The organism is Allosphingosinicella sp. (genome assembly GCF_036403745.1).
Taxonomy (GTDB): Bacteria; Pseudomonadota; Alphaproteobacteria; order Sphingomonadales; family Sphingomonadaceae; genus Allosphingosinicella.
In genome coordinates this window covers 15,536-31,703 of the sequence record NZ_DASWQI010000005.1, presented here as the reverse complement: position 1 = coordinate 31,703, position 16,168 = coordinate 15,536, and the positions used below count along the sequence as shown (strand labels likewise).

The 16,168-nt window shown below is 63.2% G+C and carries 15 protein-coding genes; 9 read left to right on the top strand and 6 right to left on the bottom strand.

Translation table 11 applies throughout. From position 1 onward, the window contains the following. Positions 1-8 precede the first annotated feature (8 nt). Both VGC56_RS00590 and VGC56_RS00585 read right to left on the bottom strand, forming a co-directional pair. The gene (locus VGC56_RS00590) at positions 9-875 is read right to left on the bottom strand and encodes a beta-ketoacyl-[acyl-carrier-protein] synthase family protein (RefSeq protein WP_464122592.1); all 867 of its coding nucleotides are present in this window, start codon (positions 873-875) and stop codon (positions 9-11) included. Positions 876-1,029: 154 nt separating this feature from the next. Next, positions 1,030-1,260, bottom strand: a complete 231-nt coding sequence (locus VGC56_RS00585; protein WP_464122590.1) for a hypothetical protein — start codon at positions 1,258-1,260, stop codon at positions 1,030-1,032. Positions 1,261-2,201: 941 nt separating this feature from the next. Here VGC56_RS00585 and VGC56_RS00580 point away from each other — a divergent pair. From VGC56_RS00580 to VGC56_RS00555, 6 genes are all read left to right on the top strand, one after another. Next, positions 2,202-2,729 carry a hypothetical protein gene (locus VGC56_RS00580; protein WP_464122587.1) on the top strand — a complete coding sequence of 176 codons (528 nt, stop codon included), beginning with the start codon at positions 2,202-2,204 and terminating at the stop codon, positions 2,727-2,729. A gap of 48 nt (positions 2,730-2,777) precedes the next feature. Next, positions 2,778-3,122: a hypothetical protein gene (locus VGC56_RS00575; RefSeq protein ID WP_464122585.1), complete on the top strand. Its 345-nt coding sequence runs from the start codon at positions 2,778-2,780 to the stop codon at positions 3,120-3,122. A gap of 31 nt (positions 3,123-3,153) precedes the next feature. After that, positions 3,154-3,582 (top strand): hypothetical protein, encoded by a 429-nt coding sequence (locus VGC56_RS00570; protein ID WP_464122582.1) that lies wholly within the window; start codon positions 3,154-3,156, stop codon positions 3,580-3,582. Positions 3,583-3,653: 71 nt separating this feature from the next. Then, complete coding sequence (locus VGC56_RS00565; protein WP_464122581.1) at positions 3,654-3,983, top strand: winged helix DNA-binding protein; 330 nt, start codon at positions 3,654-3,656, stop codon at positions 3,981-3,983. Between the two features lie 291 nt (positions 3,984-4,274). Then, the gene (locus tag VGC56_RS00560) at positions 4,275-4,667 is read left to right on the top strand and encodes a hypothetical protein (RefSeq protein WP_464122579.1); all 393 of its coding nucleotides are present in this window, start codon (positions 4,275-4,277) and stop codon (positions 4,665-4,667) included. Positions 4,668-5,499: 832 nt separating this feature from the next. Then, entirely contained in the window at positions 5,500-6,066 is a 567-nt protein-coding gene (locus VGC56_RS00555; RefSeq protein WP_464122577.1) for a hypothetical protein, read from the top strand. Positions 6,067-6,096: 30 nt separating this feature from the next. Here the strand turns inward: VGC56_RS00555 and VGC56_RS00550 are convergent, their stop codons facing one another. Together VGC56_RS00550 and VGC56_RS00545 are read right to left on the bottom strand one after the other, a co-directional pair. Beyond that, a complete protein-coding gene (locus tag VGC56_RS00550; RefSeq protein WP_464122575.1) occupies positions 6,097-6,561 on the bottom strand; it encodes a Ros/MucR family transcriptional regulator in 465 nt (154 codons plus the stop codon). A 102-nt stretch (positions 6,562-6,663) separates the two neighbouring features. Continuing rightward, the gene (locus VGC56_RS00545; RefSeq protein ID WP_464122572.1) at positions 6,664-7,119 is read right to left on the bottom strand and encodes a helix-turn-helix domain-containing protein; all 456 of its coding nucleotides are present in this window, start codon (positions 7,117-7,119) and stop codon (positions 6,664-6,666) included. A 292-nt stretch (positions 7,120-7,411) separates the two neighbouring features. Between VGC56_RS00545 and VGC56_RS00540 the strand changes: the two genes are divergently transcribed. The 3 genes from VGC56_RS00540 to VGC56_RS00530 all read left to right on the top strand — a co-directional run bounded on the left by VGC56_RS00540 (position 7,412) and on the right by VGC56_RS00530 (position 10,742). Beyond that, positions 7,412-8,089: a GntR family transcriptional regulator gene (locus VGC56_RS00540; protein WP_464122570.1), complete on the top strand. Its 678-nt coding sequence runs from the start codon at positions 7,412-7,414 to the stop codon at positions 8,087-8,089. A 513-nt stretch (positions 8,090-8,602) separates the two neighbouring features. Next, positions 8,603-8,983: a lasso peptide biosynthesis B2 protein gene (locus VGC56_RS00535; RefSeq protein WP_464122567.1), complete on the top strand. Its 381-nt coding sequence runs from the start codon at positions 8,603-8,605 to the stop codon at positions 8,981-8,983. 55 nt (positions 8,984-9,038) lie between these two features. Then, complete coding sequence (locus tag VGC56_RS00530; protein WP_464122565.1) at positions 9,039-10,742, top strand: asparagine synthase-related protein; 1,704 nt, start codon at positions 9,039-9,041, stop codon at positions 10,740-10,742. 3 nt (positions 10,743-10,745) lie between these two features. Here the strand turns inward: VGC56_RS00530 and VGC56_RS00525 are convergent, their stop codons facing one another. After that, a complete protein-coding gene (locus tag VGC56_RS00525; RefSeq protein ID WP_464122562.1) occupies positions 10,746-13,151 on the bottom strand; it encodes a S9 family peptidase in 2,406 nt (801 codons plus the stop codon). Positions 13,152-13,202: 51 nt separating this feature from the next. Continuing rightward, complete coding sequence (locus tag VGC56_RS00520) at positions 13,203-16,118, bottom strand: TonB-dependent receptor (RefSeq protein ID WP_464122560.1); 2,916 nt, start codon at positions 16,116-16,118, stop codon at positions 13,203-13,205. Between the last annotated feature and the right edge of the window lie 50 nt (positions 16,119-16,168).

The window sequence follows — 16,168 nt, the reverse complement described above, 5'->3', positions numbered from 1 at the left end:
CCCACGGCCTACACCGTCTCGAGCGCGATGGAGCCGCACGAAATCGGGCCGCACAGGAACAGGAGGATCGATTCCGAGGGGCCGAGAACATTCTTCTCCTGAAGATCGCGCAGGCTGATCAGCGGGTCGAAGGGGATATGCCCCATCTTACCAACGTTATCGAGGAACGTGCGCTCGGGCGGGAACCCAAGCAGCTTCGCGTATGTGAGGGTCGTTAGCTTGTTGTAGTCGCCTAGGATCGCCCACTTGAAATCGGCCGGCTGGCGGCAGCAGCTGTCGTAACAATCGGCAGCGGCATTCTTCATCGCGCGAAACATCTCCAGCAGCCGGCTCGCCATATCGGCATCGGCCTGAAATTTCCGGTATGGAGCGGTTCCGACGTGATCGAGGACAAAGCCCCCGGGGGCGGCGTCTCCATTGACGATGCAGGTGGCCACTCCGTCGCCGGCGATCGATATGGCTTCATCCATCAGGCGGGATTTGATCGAACCGAACCGTTCCGCCGCGACAATGAGGACATTTCGGCTGAGTCCGCTTCCAACCATCGCCCGGGCCAGCATCAGCGCCTGCAGCAGGTTTGTGCAGCCGCCATAGGTGGCGCAGAACAGGGAGGCGCTGTTGATGCCGAGGCTGGCGAACAGGTCGAAGGACGCGTTGCGGACTTCGCGGAAGCCTTCGCTGTTTTGGGAATGGCGGGCGTCGAATAACTGGAAGAAACTCTCCGTCGCCAGGATGACGACATCGATATCGTCGGAGGCGAGCCCGGCCAGGCCCAGGGTTTCACGTGTGCATGCCGCGATGGCGTCCGCGAGCGTACCGTGGAATGAGGAATAGCCGGTAACGCCCCGGCCCAGCAGCTCGTCGACAGTCTCCACCGGGACCCCTTCCGGGATCAGCGACCGAATGGACTTCAACTCGCCCAATTCGTAGCTAATCGCCCGCAGGACCGCCGGACCCGCTGTCATGTGGCTTGGCCCGGACGGACGTCCGCCCCGTCGAGAGCGCTGCTCGCCAGCGACTGGATCGAAATCATTGCGTCTGGCCCTCCGTCAGACGGCACAATTGGCCGACGGTCTCGCACGCGACGACGGCATCCAGCGACAGGGAGGAGCCCTTCAGCTCTTCGAGGTAAAGGAACATATCGATGAAGGCGAGAGAATCGAGCACGTCCACCAGAACGGTGTCGAGCGTCACCGTATCGTGACCCGGCCGCTTCCTGAAAAACGCCAGGATTTCTCCCGAGTGATCCGTTTCATCCACTGAATTGATCCAATCCACCCGCTACAGGGCCTACCAAAGGCCGATTCTGCCATGGAACGAACAATGTCGCGCCGGAGATACGATTAAATCACACTAAGTTGGCAATCCCCCCACCTGCTTCAGGCAATTCGCTGATGCGCGAAATCAAGTCAAACGAATCGCCGGATGCCATTCTTGCCGGACTTATCCAAGATCGTCCAGAGCGGGGGTTCGGCGTCTCCAAAGTTCGTCCATGAATGTTTCTGCGACGACGTTTCAGTGAGCGGGCAAGTTCGAGGGCCGCGACGGGCTCTTCTCGGAATTTTAGGAGGCGCGCATGGTACGCGTCGTGCGCCGAGGTCGCGCCCTCATCCGTGCCGCCCGCAAGAGAAGCCGGAGATCTGCCGATCGAGGCTAATCGCACGCTTGCAGAAGTGGGGCCTGCGGAAGGCCCTCGGCGGGGAATCTGCGGGATGGCGACGGGGCCTTTCCCTTGGCGCAGCCGCGCCACGCGCCATCCTTCTCCATGTAGGCCATGAGTCTCAACTGACTGACGCAGCATTCTGCGAGGAGTAGTTCCACGGCTTCACATATTACCGGCTATGGGCGACCTCGGGTGATCCGTGACACAATCTTGCGCGAAAACTGAGGGTCGCCTTCCGCTAGCTGCGGTGGCGGTAGGGGCGTCAGCCGCTGCCGCGTGAGTGCCGCAAAGTAAGTGGACTTGGGATCAGTTTTCTCCAAAACAGACACGGGAACGGAGCAAGGCGCAGCTGACGCGCCGCATCGAGGGTCGAATGTCTTCTAAGTCAAACTCTCGCCGCGGTGTGCACCAACGGCCTCTCGCCTGCTCCGCAACCGCTGAAGCGAACAACTCCGCGCCGGGGGTCGTGCTCCTCGCCCGATCTCTGGTCGGATTCGGCCGTTCGATCCTCGGGCTCACGCACGGGTTGCGGCTTGCCATGGCTGAGCGCCAGATGAGCCGGTTTTCGAAGCTGACGGAGAGGGAGGTGGAATTCCTGGTCCTCTACGACCGGCCTCTCCTTATCAAAGAGATCGCGTTTCGATGCGGCGTGGGAGAACCAACGGTCCACAAGGCTTTCGAATCCGCGAGGCGTAAGCTGGGCACGCGGACCACGCGCGAGGCTGCGCGCCTCGCAGTCGAATGGCACGAGCGGGAGAAATCAATAGCTGGTTTTCATACCCTTGGAAGCTCTGCGGAATCCGTCATGCTGACCCCGTCCAACGAGGACCGGGAGGGGCTCCCCCGCCAAGACGCGCCATCAGTTACAGAAGAGCACGAACATCGCTCTTCAAAGGCACGTTCGTGGGGGATTCTGTCCGTGCTCTGGGGAGGAGGACAGACGTTATCGCCGGGGGAACGCGCTGCAGCCATCGTGCTGCTCACATTCCTGATATCCGGGATGCTGGTGACGATCGGCCGCGGCCTCGGCTATGCTGTAGCCGCTGCGGTCCACGCGCTTCGCTGAACCCCTTCTATAACAAGGAAAGCGGGCACCCGCCCGTCAGGGGAATCTATGACCAAACCCATCATCGCGTGCGCAAGAGAGATCGCCGCTGATCTTCGCGCCCAGGAAAATGACGTGGACGACACCCTCGCTGGCCAGGCGCGGCTCATCAGCCGGTTGGTCGAGGCACGCCGGTCTGCGGGGCTCTCGCCCATGGCAGGCGCGGACATCGTCGATCAGGCCATCGTTGCAGTCTCGCAGTGCGGTGAGCTTCGCAGGACCGTGCGCCCCCTTCACCAATCGCTGGCTGCGCTCGACATCCGCTCCATCGGCGACACCGTCGACTGCCCCGACGTTCTGACGGGAGGCCTTTCGGCAATCTCGAACGCTGAGGCGCAACGCGCGCAGGCTTGACCGGGAAGGGCCTCCGTGGTCGCTCGGCCCCATGCGCATCGCCTTATTCTACTTTCTCCTCGGAACAGTAGTCATCTATGCTTTCGTCTCGGGGAAAAAGCCGGAGCGGATTGGTGCGTCGATCATGCTCGTGGGGACCGTGGTCGGGCATCTCGCATGGTCGACGGGGCCTCAGCGACTCGCCCACATTGAAGCGGGGGCACTGGCCGTCGACATCGCTGCTCTCGCAGCTTTCTCCGCGCTCGCGGTGCGCACGGACCGAAACTGGACATTATGGCTCGCGGCGCTCCAGCTGATCGGCACCCTGGCGCACCTCGCAAGGGCCATCGATCCGGGGATGTTGCCGGCAGGGTACGCGTTCCTGCTGGTGATCTGGAGCTATCCGATGCTGCTGACGATCGCGCTCGGGACCCGAACCCAGCAGAAGAAGAAATTTTACGGGCACGCCTTCGGGAGCTAGCGCCCCAGCTGCGGGAGCTCGCTGAGCTCCTTCTGCCGAGGATCGGCGAGGAGGGAGTCTCCGCTGAGTGGGTGCGCGGCATCTTGAAGGCCCGGCGGCTGCGCGAGAGGTACTTCGAGCGGGATTTGTTCGCCGACCCCGCCTGGGACATCATGCTCGACTTACTGGCGGCCAAGCTCGAGGGGCGCCGCGTCTGTGTCTCCAGTTTGTGCGTGGCGGCGGCAGTGCCTCAAACCACCGGGCTACGATGGATACGGCTCCTCGGTGAGCGAGGTCTGATCGAGCGATCGGAAGATATGCAGGACGGCAGACGGATCTATGTCAGTTTGTCTGCGTCGGCAGCGGAGCGGCTCACGGCACTGCTCGCCTCGGTCCGGTCCTCCTGCGTGCCGGCATTATGAGCGGCTGCGGCGCAGCAGCCGTTAGAAAGTCATCGATAGCCATGCCGCCGATAGGCGGTCCTGACTATGGGCAGATTCAGAGAAATTAGTGTGAGCGGCATTGGCCGCCAGAAGTGACGAAATGGAAGTAGCGGCCTCCAGCCGGAGCCGTTGCATGCCTGAGCGCGACCATTCGAATGTCCTCGACTTCCATCAAGATTGCGCCTCCGCCGCGCCCTGGATCTGATCGCGAGCCTCGGCGGAACGGTCCGTGCGCAGCGCGTCACTGCCCTCGGACGGCCAGCTGCGGACATGTACAAGGTTTTCCCAAGCCGGCTCGAAGTGGGAGTCACGCGGGCTGCCGTGCAGGCGCAGGAGCTTCTTGCCTGGTCCCGGCTCCGACAATCCGACGTCATTCTGGCGCGGCTTCGCGATCCAATCGAGCCGCTGGTGGAGATAACGCTCGATCTTTGCCTGCGCGACGGGGGGGGTACATTTCTATCCGGCTACCGTCCTTTCCTCGCCGATGCTGGCGCGTGGTGGCTCGTCGGACACGAAGGAAGTCTGCTGTTCAAGGTGGCCAGCGGCGAGCTCATACCGAGCCTTACGCGTCCGTGGCGGGCGCAGGAGACGCCGTGGCGCGGCATTGATGCCGCCGAAGTCTATGCTGGTCTCCAGATCTGGGAGCCGTCGCGCGGCGGGTAGAGAGCGGTGATCTTCCACGCCAAACGCGACGGCAGCCTAGAGCCCTATCCCTCGCCGTAGTGCGGATTCGCCCAGGCGCCGCGCTTTAGCGGACGGCTTGCGCAAGCGAAGACTCGCCGCGGATCGCGCACCTGCGCCGTGAGCATGACGAAGTCAGCTGGCGTGATTGAAAATCCGGAAGAGTGGAGGGGAGGGGAGGGGAGCGTTCACGCTCCACAAGAGGAAAAAGGCAAATGCTTCTCACTGAGCTCGCTCACCCGATGGCGGTTCCCCAATCAATACGGCGTTCCGCCCAGGCCGTCTCCGTTACTCTCTCGCTTATCGGCGGGTCCACCGCGGGCAGGCAGGTCGCTCGTCCGTGCTCCGGCTACGTCGCTGTCGATATGAAGGAACTCTCCATCTGGGGAACCCGATGCGACGCGCCGCTCCTCGTTGATCAAGCGGAAGCGGCCGCGCGCGCATCATGTAGAGACATACTCATCGTTCGTTTGAGGGCAGCGCTGGAGAATCGATCTCCCGTCACTTTCGACTGGGTCCCGTGTAACCGTACGATCCCGCACCGGTGCGGCCTGCTTCCTGCAATGACGTTCGGTGGAGGACTGGCTCTAGTCGCCGACCAGAACGAGGAGCTACGTCTCGACGTCTCCACCGGAGGAGTGGCGGTTGCACCTCTCGATACCTCGTGGGGACTTCAACGCCCGTTGGCGACTGCAAGAGCGATCGCCGTCTTCAGCAACCAGCTGTGGCGGGGGCTCTGACGATGGCGCGCACGAGGAAAAGCTCCGCGGGGACCGGAGCCCGCTCCGTTGAAGGGCGCTCCTGGGCCCCCAACATGTTTCTCGATCCCGCTGGCTCGACGCCTGGGTTTCACTATTCTGTCCTGCGCAGGACATATATGGGGCGCGAAAATAGTGCGTCGAGCTTCGTGCGACAGAAGCTCTACCCAGTGGACGCCCCGCCGGGGGGTGCCTGGGAGCCGCCGTTCACCTGCTTCAGGTATGATGTGCTGCTGCCGAAAGGCGGCGTAGACGCCTTCATGTGCCCCGAGCGTCTGCTCGAAGCGTACGAGCGACATCTGTTTTCGTGGCGGCAAGGGCTGCTTTGCGTCCTGAAAGTGGACCAACCGATTTCCGAGCCCCTTCAGGCCTCTTACGAGCGCATCCGGGATGCCGCGCGACAATCGTTTGCGCTTAAGAGGAACCTGCCGGTTGTGCTCGTCGCCCACGCGCCATTCCTGGCGGGGGCGAGCCCGGTGAACCGCGGCCCGCACTGTCACGTGATCGCGCTGACCGCGGAGCTTTCGATCCTCGGCTTCACCACGACCAACGACGAGATCACCTCCGATGCGGGCCACTTGGTACTCTATCGGGAATTCCAAGATGCTGGGGCAATCTCCTGATGAGACATCGCCCCTTACTCTGCCAAGCAGTCAGCGTTCGCGGGCCGCCTTAGCAGTCCTCGGACGAGCGGCGGGCTTGGCAGCCGGTTTTCGACCAAGACCAATCTTTTTCGCCATGTCCCGTCGCGCCTGCGAATAGCCGGGCGCGACCATCGGATAATCCGCGGGCAAGTTGTACCGGGCACGATACTCCTTTGGAGTGACGCCGTGCGTCGCTAGGTGCCGCTTCAACGCAGCGTAGGGCTTGCCGTCGATCATCGAAATGATGCGCTGCGGATCGGCGAGGGACTTGCGGCGGGTGACAGCCGGCTTGAACTCCGCTTCCGCCGGTGTCGCGTCCGCAGCAACGGCGGACTTTGCAAGCCCCGCGAGAGCGCCATGGGTTGATGCGATGACCGCCGGCAGGTCGTTCACGCTAACATTATTGTGAGATACGTAAGCGGCAACAATGTCGGCCGTGAGTGCGGTCAGCTCCGCATTTTCGTATTCTGGCATGTGCCCTCCTCATCGCCGGCAGCCACACGCGCTTTGAGAATCCCGCGCCGCCGGCCCCGAGGTCATTAGGGCAGTCTTCAGGAATGCGCCAGATTTTGGCGGTCATATCGTTCGTTTTCGCCACGGAGGTGCCGAGATCGGTGAGCCGCCGTGAACCTTCGTGCTCTTCTCCTTGAACCATGCTTCGGCGTAGCGGTCGCGGCTCCGCACGTGCTGCACCAGGTCCTTCTTCACGCTGGTGAACGCGCCAATCAGAGTGGCAGCCTCAAGGAATGCGATGTCGTCGCCAAGGTCCTCTTCGAGCTCCGCGATCGCGATGAAAAGGATCATCATCAACTTGTTATCGGCGCACCGTATCGCAAATCGGGGCGACCGCAGCGGAATGGCCGCGAGGAGCGCGACGGGATCAGACTCGGTCGCTTCGGCGAAGCGTACGAGGCGATCGTAGGAGATGCGGCCGTTCCCCGCCTCGAAGTGCTCGTACGAGCGGAGCGGCATGTTCATCGCACGCGCGACGTCACTTGCCCTCAGACCCCGTTCCTTTCGAATGGTCCTCATCGCTTCGGATAGAAGCGAGGCTGCTGCTCTGTCCCCGGGTGATTTCATACCGGCGCCAGACATTACATGAAGCGAAGGAAATGAGAAGTATGCCTGCTATAGCCCGTTCGGCATTTTATGACCTAAAACACGCAAATTGTTGCGGGTTAGTGGCGACCTGCGGCGTCAGACAGACAACCGCGTTACGGGTTTCTGCAAGTGTGTCGAAAACTAGGGCAGTGAACCCTCTTTACTCTGGACAGGGAATAACGGTGACGAGCAGCGTCCTCGCAATCACGCGAGGAATGAAAAAATGGAAGATGCCAGTCGTGACAGCTTTGGCCGCGCTTACGAGTTGCTGCGCCGTAAGCTGGCAGAAGGCGAATATCGCCCCGGAACTCGGCTCGCTGTCGACGGGATTGTCACCAATCTGCGCGCGATCAGCGCTACGCCCGTAAGAGAAGCTCTCTCGCGGCTGGCGGGCGAAGGCCTGGTCGAGAGCCGCCGAAAGGACGGCTACTTCGCTCCCCTGCCGACCGCTTCTGAGATCATCGATTTGCTTGGCATGTCCGAGTTGTACCTGCTGGCCGCCGTGAACGAAGCCGCGGGTCGGTCCGCAGTGCGGCCGATAGCACCCGAATGGGTCAACTTGGATCAAGAACCTGGCCCACCAAAGGCGAGCGGCAGCGAAAATGTCGAACGTGAAACAAGGCTGCTCTTCCGCAGCCTGCTGCTGCTTTCCGAGAGCCGCCTGTTGGTCTCGTCCGGTCTCGCGACAGTCGAACGCCTTGGATGGCCGCGAAGGGTGGAATTCGATCCCAAGCTATCGGTTGACGAGACCGCGGCCATGCGAACGGCTTTCGATGCCAAAGATTTCAAGTGCCTGCGACACCTCATCCGTGCATATCATGCGGTCCGTCGCGACGCCGCGATGCGCCTTGAGCGGGCGCTGCAGAGCGTGGCGGACAAGCGAAAAATAGGCGGGATATGATTTGTCTATCGAATGGGAGGATCGTCTTCCTTCGCCTGCCGCGGGTGTGTCTTCGCGGCGGATCAAAGGAGACGGAGATGAAAAACGCCAAATCGCCCCTCGTGCGCGTCGGGAAGGTGAGCCGCGTGACGCGCGCGATCGTGCTCGCCCCGCTGAAGGAGTTCGGCAGCGAGACGCTCGGCTACCCGATGTAGCATGGGGACGGGGCGGCGCCCTTACGCCGCCCCGCTTGCATTGTTCAGTCTCGCACTTCAGGTCCACGCCGTCGAGATAGGTGGAGATCTCATCCTGATGGATGCGGGTCGAAACCAGTTTTGGTGCATCGCCGCAAACACAGCCACAGGCGCCATCCGCTTGCTGGCTGAGCCAGAGGCTGCACAGGAGCCGCTCCACGATCCTGTAATTGTCGATCTGGTCGAGCAGGGACTTCTCGGACGCGGCACGACCGCTGCCCGGCCGCGGAGCCCCTCCTTACCCGGCGCTAGGTCAGGCCTGTCGTCTTCAACAGGAAGAATGAAAATCCCTTGGACCGACGTCGTACTGGTGCTCCTCGCGGGGGCCCTGACATTGTTCAAGTTGAAGGCTCTCCCGCCGCGTTACTGGCTGCGGCTGGCCCCTGCGGCCAAGCGAGCCTGCCGTTGCGACGATGCACGGCTTTCCCAGCTCGCTCAGCGGTTCGATGTCATGCGGCCGTATTTGCCGGGCACAAGCCGCTGCCTCCCGCGATCAATGCTTTTGCTCGAATTCTTAAGGCTGAAGGGCGAGGAAGCAGCGTGGGTTTTCGGCGTCCGAACCCATCCTTTCTCCGCCCATTGCTGGGTTCAGTGCGGTGAAACCGTCCTCAACGACACAATTGACCATGTCCGCTGGTTCACGCCCATCGCCGTCTTCTGACGACCGCGAGCCCTCCTTCCTCGCAATCTTGTTCACGGCCGGCGCCGGGGCAAGGGTGTCCGAGCTTGAGCGGCAAATCGAACGCCGGTGGCCCGGGCTCGGCCGACCCGCAAAGAGCAGAGGCCTCAGTCTCTACGGAGCCGATATCGCCGTTCTGGACGGGGAACTCGGACGTGTCATTATCGCCGGCGATGTGTGGTGCGCCGGGGGGACAGAAGACGCGGACCTCAGCGCTCTCCTCAACGCGGGCAACCTGCTCGATGCGGGAGCACTGGCGGGAGCCGTTTGGGGCAATTACGTAGCGATATTCGAGGAGGCGGGGAGAGGGTCTGCTTCGATCTTTCGGGATCCCTCCGGCGCCCGGCAAGCCTACGTCGCAGCCGATCGCGGGATTGCTATCGTCACGTCGCGCCTTCCGCCGTGGCTTGCCCATGCGCTGAACCCGGCCATTGGTCCCGACTTTCACGTCCTCGCGGGGGCGCTCGCCGCGCCGCCCGTCGCTGCCCAGGCGCTGCTGCTTCATCAGGCAGTGAGTGTCCCCCCAGGATGGGTCGCAGACTGGAGCAGAGGGGAAGTCCGTCTGCGCTCCGAGTGGAGACCGCCCATTGGGTCCGAGAGTCCTGATCGGGAAGTGGGGGCCGCGAAGCTTCGAGGTGCCGTAGTCCAGGCTTGTTCGGCTGTCGCGCGCAAGCACCAACGCATCCTTCTCCAGCTATCGGGCGGCCTCGACTCGGCCGTCGTGCTCGGCGCGCTGGCGAGCGCCGATCCGCGCCCTGAAATCATCTGCGTCAATTTCTCCAGCCAATCGGAAGCGACCGACGAGCGTACCTATGCCCGGGCTGCAGCGCATTTCTGGGGCGTTGATCTTGTCGAGATCAAGCTTGACCATCGATCTTTGGACTACTCCAGGCTTGCGTCAAATCCCGTCGGGGCGATGCCCGCGCTCTACGGCCTCGACAACAATATCGAGGACGCACAAGCCGCGCTCGCCCTCAGCAAGGGGTGCACAGCGTGCGTCACCGGCCAGGGCGGAGACGCAGTCTTCTTCCAGTTCCCAACATTGCTGCCCCTGATCGACAAGCTCGAGATTCTGGGCCTGCGGGCCCTATTTTCGGGCGGTCTTGCCGATGCGGCACGGCGATCCCAGTCGACGATATGGACTGCTCTTCGGCTGATCCTCCGATACCTGGTCATCGGAGTGCCTGAGGCCGCGCCGGTGCCCCACCTCGCCTTGCTCGGGACGACTGCCCGCGAGCGTTTGCTGACGGCGGCGAGGAAGCTCTCCTCGCTGCAAGTCCACCCCGCAATAACGCCGGGTAAGGCCTTCCAGCTCGAAGCCATCGCGAACGGGCAGATATTCCATACCCTCAGCTTCGCAGGCAGTCGGCTTCCTGTTCTGCACCCGCTGCTCTCCCAGCCAGTCGTCGAGGCGAGCATAGCGATCCCCACATTCGAACTCACATACGGCGCCGCTGACCGTGCGCTCGCGCGGGATGCCTTCAAGGACCTGCTTCCGGAAGAGATCTGGAACCGACGCGGGAAAGGTGAGACCTCGGATTATCATTATCGAGGGCTCGTCCGGAACCTGCCGTTCCTTCGGAAATGGCTACTTGAAGGGAGGCTCGTCGCGCATGGCCTCCTCGACCGAGACGTACTGGACGATGCACTCACCGAGGAGGCACTCGTCCATAGCGACCTCGGCGGGATGGCTCTGCCCTATGCCAGCATAGAAGCTTGGGCACGCGCGTGGGGCCTCTAGCGGCTATTTGGCCGCCTTGTCGCCCTCGCGCCGGAGGAAATCATCGATGCGTTTCCATTGGTCCCGGATGTTCGCGGGGCTCCAAAGCACGTGCCCTTCGCCCACGTAGCGGATCAGCTTGGCGTCCTTGCCGGCTCGATGCAACGCCGAGAACATCCTCTCGGCGATATGCACAGGAACGTAGTCGACGTCGCCATGAATGAGGAGGACCGGCGCGTGCACCCGCTCGACGCCGAAGAAGGGACTGTTGCGCAGATATCGAGCGGCGTCCTTCCAGGGAGGGGAGCCGAGTCTTCCCTGACCAGCTTCCGCCCAGCCGGCCGAGAGGGTGAGCACCAAGCCTGACTCGGCAGGGTCGCTCTGGGGCAGGAGCGAGCCGTAAAGGTCGATGAGATCGTAGGGACCATGAGACGCAATGACCGCTGAGAATGCATCTGTCTCTTCAGCAAGGACCATGGCGCCGTATCCGCCGAAGCTGTGCCCATAAACGGCCGGCCTTGCCTTCGACACGAGACCGGTCGCTTGCGCTGCTGCGAGCGCATCCGTCACCGGCCGTGCGACGTTGGCGGCAGCATCGGTCGGCGCCTCCGCCAAGGGGATGCTCGGGACGAGGACAGCGTAGCCGAGTCCGACGAGAATGTTGGGATTGGCTTCCGGATTGAAGTCGGCGGGACCGGGAGGCGGAGTGTGATCGCCGCCGAAGGTGAACCCGGGGTAGGGGACCACCACGAGCGGCGGAGGAGGCCCCCCGGTCGGTGTCGGCAGAAACAGCCAATGGTGGAGCTCGGCGCCGTTAGGGCCGGCACTGGTCAGATGAACCACTCGCGGTGCGTCCACCGCTGCCAAGTGGCCATTGATCGTGTCGACCGGAGCTAGGCTTCCGGCCTTTGACAGCAGCAGGCTTCCGACGCCCCGGCTGTCGACCCTGGAAACGATTGCGACATGCGTGCTCGGCGCGAAGGCTACGACTCGATCGCTTGGTTCAAGGGGGACGGCCTCCGTCGCGCCGGCCGGAATGAGGCGTGGAGGGCCGGGCGTGCTCCTGGTTCTGAAAAAGACCTTACGCGGCCAGCTATTCAGGAACGGCCTTGAGCCAACGCTGTAGGGATCAAGGGCGTCGGGCCGCACTGCCTCGACCGACGGTTCAACGAGCCGCGCCGCGCCGCGCAGGGGCTTATTCCAAAGCTTTCCGCCGGAGAGATACTGGATTGCCGAGTCGTCCACTGCCACCAGGCGTGCCCCCGGGGGGAGGAGCGGGGTCGCGGCTCCGGAGGCTGGGTCGACGCGGGTCCACTGAGTGGTGCTTCCCGAGCGCGCTGTGCTGCCGAGCGCGATAATCTGGTTCCCCCACCAGGTGGCGTGGACTTCCAGCGAGCTTCCATATTCCACGGACACCGCGGGTTTGAACTGACCTGCGATCGGATGGTCGCCCGTCGTCGCATCAGCGACATGCAATTGCCCGTCGGACCAGTTCCCGGCCCTGGAGCGGGCGAAGAAAAGCAGCTTCGAGCCGTGGCCGGACCAGCTCAGAAGATCCGGCGCAACATCGCAGTCCGGGCAGATCGGCGCCTCAAGCCCGCCGGCGAGGCTGACGAGGTGCAGTCGGCGGCGTCGAGCCTGAAATCCCGGAGCAACGGTCTCCGCTGCCTTCGGCCCGACCGCCTCCGCGAGCACGACGATGGCGGCAAGGCGAGCATCAGGAGAGATGGCGAAATCCGAAACCTCGCCGGTGAAGACGCCGCGGCCGGACCGCTTCTTGATATCGTAAACCACCAGGCGGCGAGGAGCGCCGCCGATCCCCACGTTCTGGAAATGCCCAGTCCCCAAGGCACGGGCCGAAGGCAAGGCGCCCTCCTCAGCCTCGCGCCACAGCGCCGGAGTCTCGCTCTGGGGGAGAAAGGCGTAGCGAAGCGCATTTGGCAGGCGGCCGTCCGGGAGAGCTGAGAAGGCGATCGTACGATCGTCCAGCCAAACGGGTGCCGGACTCGCGGTCGGTAAATCCACCGCATAGGGGAGCCATTCCACGCGGCGGCTGGCGATCTCGAGGATTCCGATACTGACTACGTCCTCCTTCAGCCGAAAGATCGCGAGCCGATCCCCGGATGGCGAAAAGGCAGCGGCCCAGTAGCCGGCACCCTCTTCCACATCTATTAGCGGCTGGAGCCCCTTCGGGTGCGCCAGATCGGCGATCATGACGCGTGAGACGAGTCGGCTCGTGAAGAAGCCGTATCGGAAGGTCTTGGCGCTTTGGAAGGCGCTGCGGCGGTCGACGACGGCCCATCGCTCCTTCGCGTCGATCAGGACCTCACCATAGGATTCCAGCTTCAGAAGATCGTCGACGGAATAGGGTCTTGCGTGCGCGGAACCGGCAGCCAGCAGGCAAAGCAGCAACAGGCCTGAGAATCGCATTCTCGAGCTTCCTTTCTTCGAGGGTGTCCAGGGCTCAGCCCCGAGGGCGATTCACCAGCGGGTGGTCACCTGAAGCGAGATGTATCGACCGAGCGGATCCGCGTTGGTCGCGTCGTAGCCATGCCCGCTTCGGCGATTGGCGAAAGGCGGGTCGGTGTCGAACAGGTTCTGGATCGACAGCGCGACGGAGATGTTTTTCCACGGTCCCGAACGGCCGTCATACCGGAGCTGGAGATCCGCGGTTGTCCACGAGCCGACCGGACGAGCCGGTACGCTGATGTTGTCGATGTAACCGTGAACGTAGTTCACGCCAGCGTAGTAGCCGAACGCGCCTTTGGTCCAGCCAAAGCTCCCGCGCGCGCGCAGGTCCGTCGGATTGCCGATCGTCGCCACCTGATCAACTGCCGCCGCAATGGGCGTTAGCCGCCGCTTGTAATCGATGAGATAGGTTGCGTTCAGCGACCCGTTGGCCGTGCCGCCGCCGAGCGGGAATGAGTGGCTCGCAAGCAGGTCGAACCCTCTTACGAACAATTCCCCCGAATTCACGTATCGGCCGTCGACGATGGCCTGGAAGAGCTCCGGCGGGAAAAAGCTCGGCACGTTAGAACCAGGCCGCGACATGAGGTCGAGTACCAGCGCTCTGTCCGCCGGACTGGTGGCGGGGTTCACGAACTGCACGAATGGAGCGTAGGCGGGGCTGCCGAGAACCAAGCTTGAATTCTCGAGCGCCGGCTGCTCGATCCGCCCCCGAAATCTGGTGGCGAAGTATGTCGCTTGAAGGGTCAGGCGCGGCACGGATGGCGGCACCCACCGTAGGGAGGCGTTGACCGATTTCGCGCGCTCTGGCTGGAGGTCGGGATTGCCTCCCGAGAGGAAGATGACCGGCGTCTGGCCGCCTTTTCCGTTCGGAAGCTGCGTTGCCGAGACGCCCAGACGATCCCGCAGTTCGCGGAGTGCAGGTGCGCGGAACGAGGTTCCATAGCTGCCGATCAGCGACACGCCGCTGAACGGCTCCCAGAGCAGGCTGACCTTAGGATTGGTCGTGCTGCCGAAGTCGCTGTAGCTTTCGTGTCGGACGGCGCCGGTCACCTCGACGCGGCGCAGCCCAGGAGAGCCGGCGCCGTCGCCGACGAGAGGGAGCAGGACCTCGGCGAACACCGCTTTCACCGTCCGCGACGCATCGGTGCGGCTCAAGCTCACGGGTGTGACGCCGGAGAGGAAGGACTCGCCTTCGCGCAGGAAGTCCTCGTCTCGAATGCTTGCCCCAATGGCCGCACGGGCCTTGCCGCCAGGGAGTGCAAAGAGCGGGCCGTCTGCCTTGACGTTTGCGGCACGTATCTGGCTGCGGAAGCGCTCTGCAGTGAACCCTTGAGAGATGAAGTCCAAAATCGCCGGACTGTTCACCCGGCCGGAGCCGAAGAGATTGAGGAAGCCATCATGCGCGGTGGAGAATGACGTTTGCGGAAGGTCGGGGCTGGAGCCGAGCGCCTCGTTTACGTAGCTCGAATTGAGCAGGTTCTCCGAGCGGGTGCTCGTCCGCTCCCGAGCCGCATTGACGTACAGCTCCGCAAGCCAGCCAGCCGGTCCATCGACCTGAGCGCCCGCGGTCCCGCTCCATGCCTGCACCCGGCCGACATTATGGCTGGGCCCTAGCTCGTCGTAAAAGGAGTAAGCGACGATGGTGGAGCTCGCGCCGGTCGGACTCACGAAAAACGGATTGATCGGGGTGATCTGGAACGCACCTACAGCGCCTGGTCCGTCGAACTCGTACTTGCGCTGTGCGAAGCGCCCTTCAGCGAACAAGCGGACCTTTGGAGCCAATTCCTGCTCTGCTGCGGCATAGCCGACATGATGCTCCTGGGTCGGGAGAATGTCGGATCCTTCAAGCTGGTTCTGGAAATTTCCGCCTGGGAGGAAGTCCTGAGCCTTGAGGTTGGAGCCGTTCTGCCCGACGGGAACCCCATACATTGGCACGAGCGCGCGCGTCTTCGGGTCGACGTCGAGAATTGTTGCCGGATTCGAGAAAAAGAGCCGCCAGTCGCTGCCCCCGAAGGGCCGAAGATCGGCGGACTGGGTGAAGCGTCGCTGCCACGCCCCGAGCTTCTCGCGCCGCTCGTAATCATACGCGGCGATCAGATGGCCCGATCGCCAAGAAAGGCCGAACAGCTGGCCGGCCTGCACGTCCTCGCCGCCGCCTTGTGTGCTCGCACCGACGCGAACTCTCGTCTCGGCGCCGGTGAAGCTCTTTCGCAGGACGACATTGATGACGCCTCCGACCGCATCCGAACCGTATATCGCTGAGGCACCGTCCGGAAGAACTTCGACCCTTTCAACCAGCAGCAGCGGTATCAAGGAGAGGTCAGTGAAGTCTCCCTTGCCGCCGGAGCCCGCGACCCGGCGTCCATTTACCAGCGTGAGCGTCGCGTCGCTTCCAAGGCCCCTCAGGTTCACCCCCGAGGCCAGACTGTTGTTCAGGGAGCGAGTGTCGGCACTGGTGAGGCTCGTGTCCTCCGTCGCCGTGCCGCCGAAATTCTGGGGAAGGCCGGCAATCGCCTCCGCAAGCGAGCCGGCGCCTGCTCGCTCGATTTCAGCCCGGGTTAGGGTGATGACCTCTGTTGACGTTCCGCCGGGCCGGCGCAGGTTAGAGCCCACGACAACGATGGTCTCCTCGTCAGGTGAGCTTTTAGCAGGGGTCGATGCTCGGCTCGGTGTGGCGCTCGCGCGGGCGGACCCTTTCGGCTGTTTCTTCTGCGCAGCCGGTGCGACCGTTCGACCACCCGAAAGAATGAATGTGTTGGCGCCGCTTCGCCGGACCTGGATTCCGGTACCTGCTAAAATCCGGCGGAGTGCGTCGTCGGCCGTGAAACGTCCCTGCAGGCCGCGCACGACGCGCCCTTGGACGGTTTCACTCCGGTAGAGGAGCTGGCGCCCTGTGATACGGCCATACGCTTCGAGCGCCGCCGACAACGGACCGTCCGCAACGCTTATCGAGTATTGCTGCGTAGGCGCGGCACCGG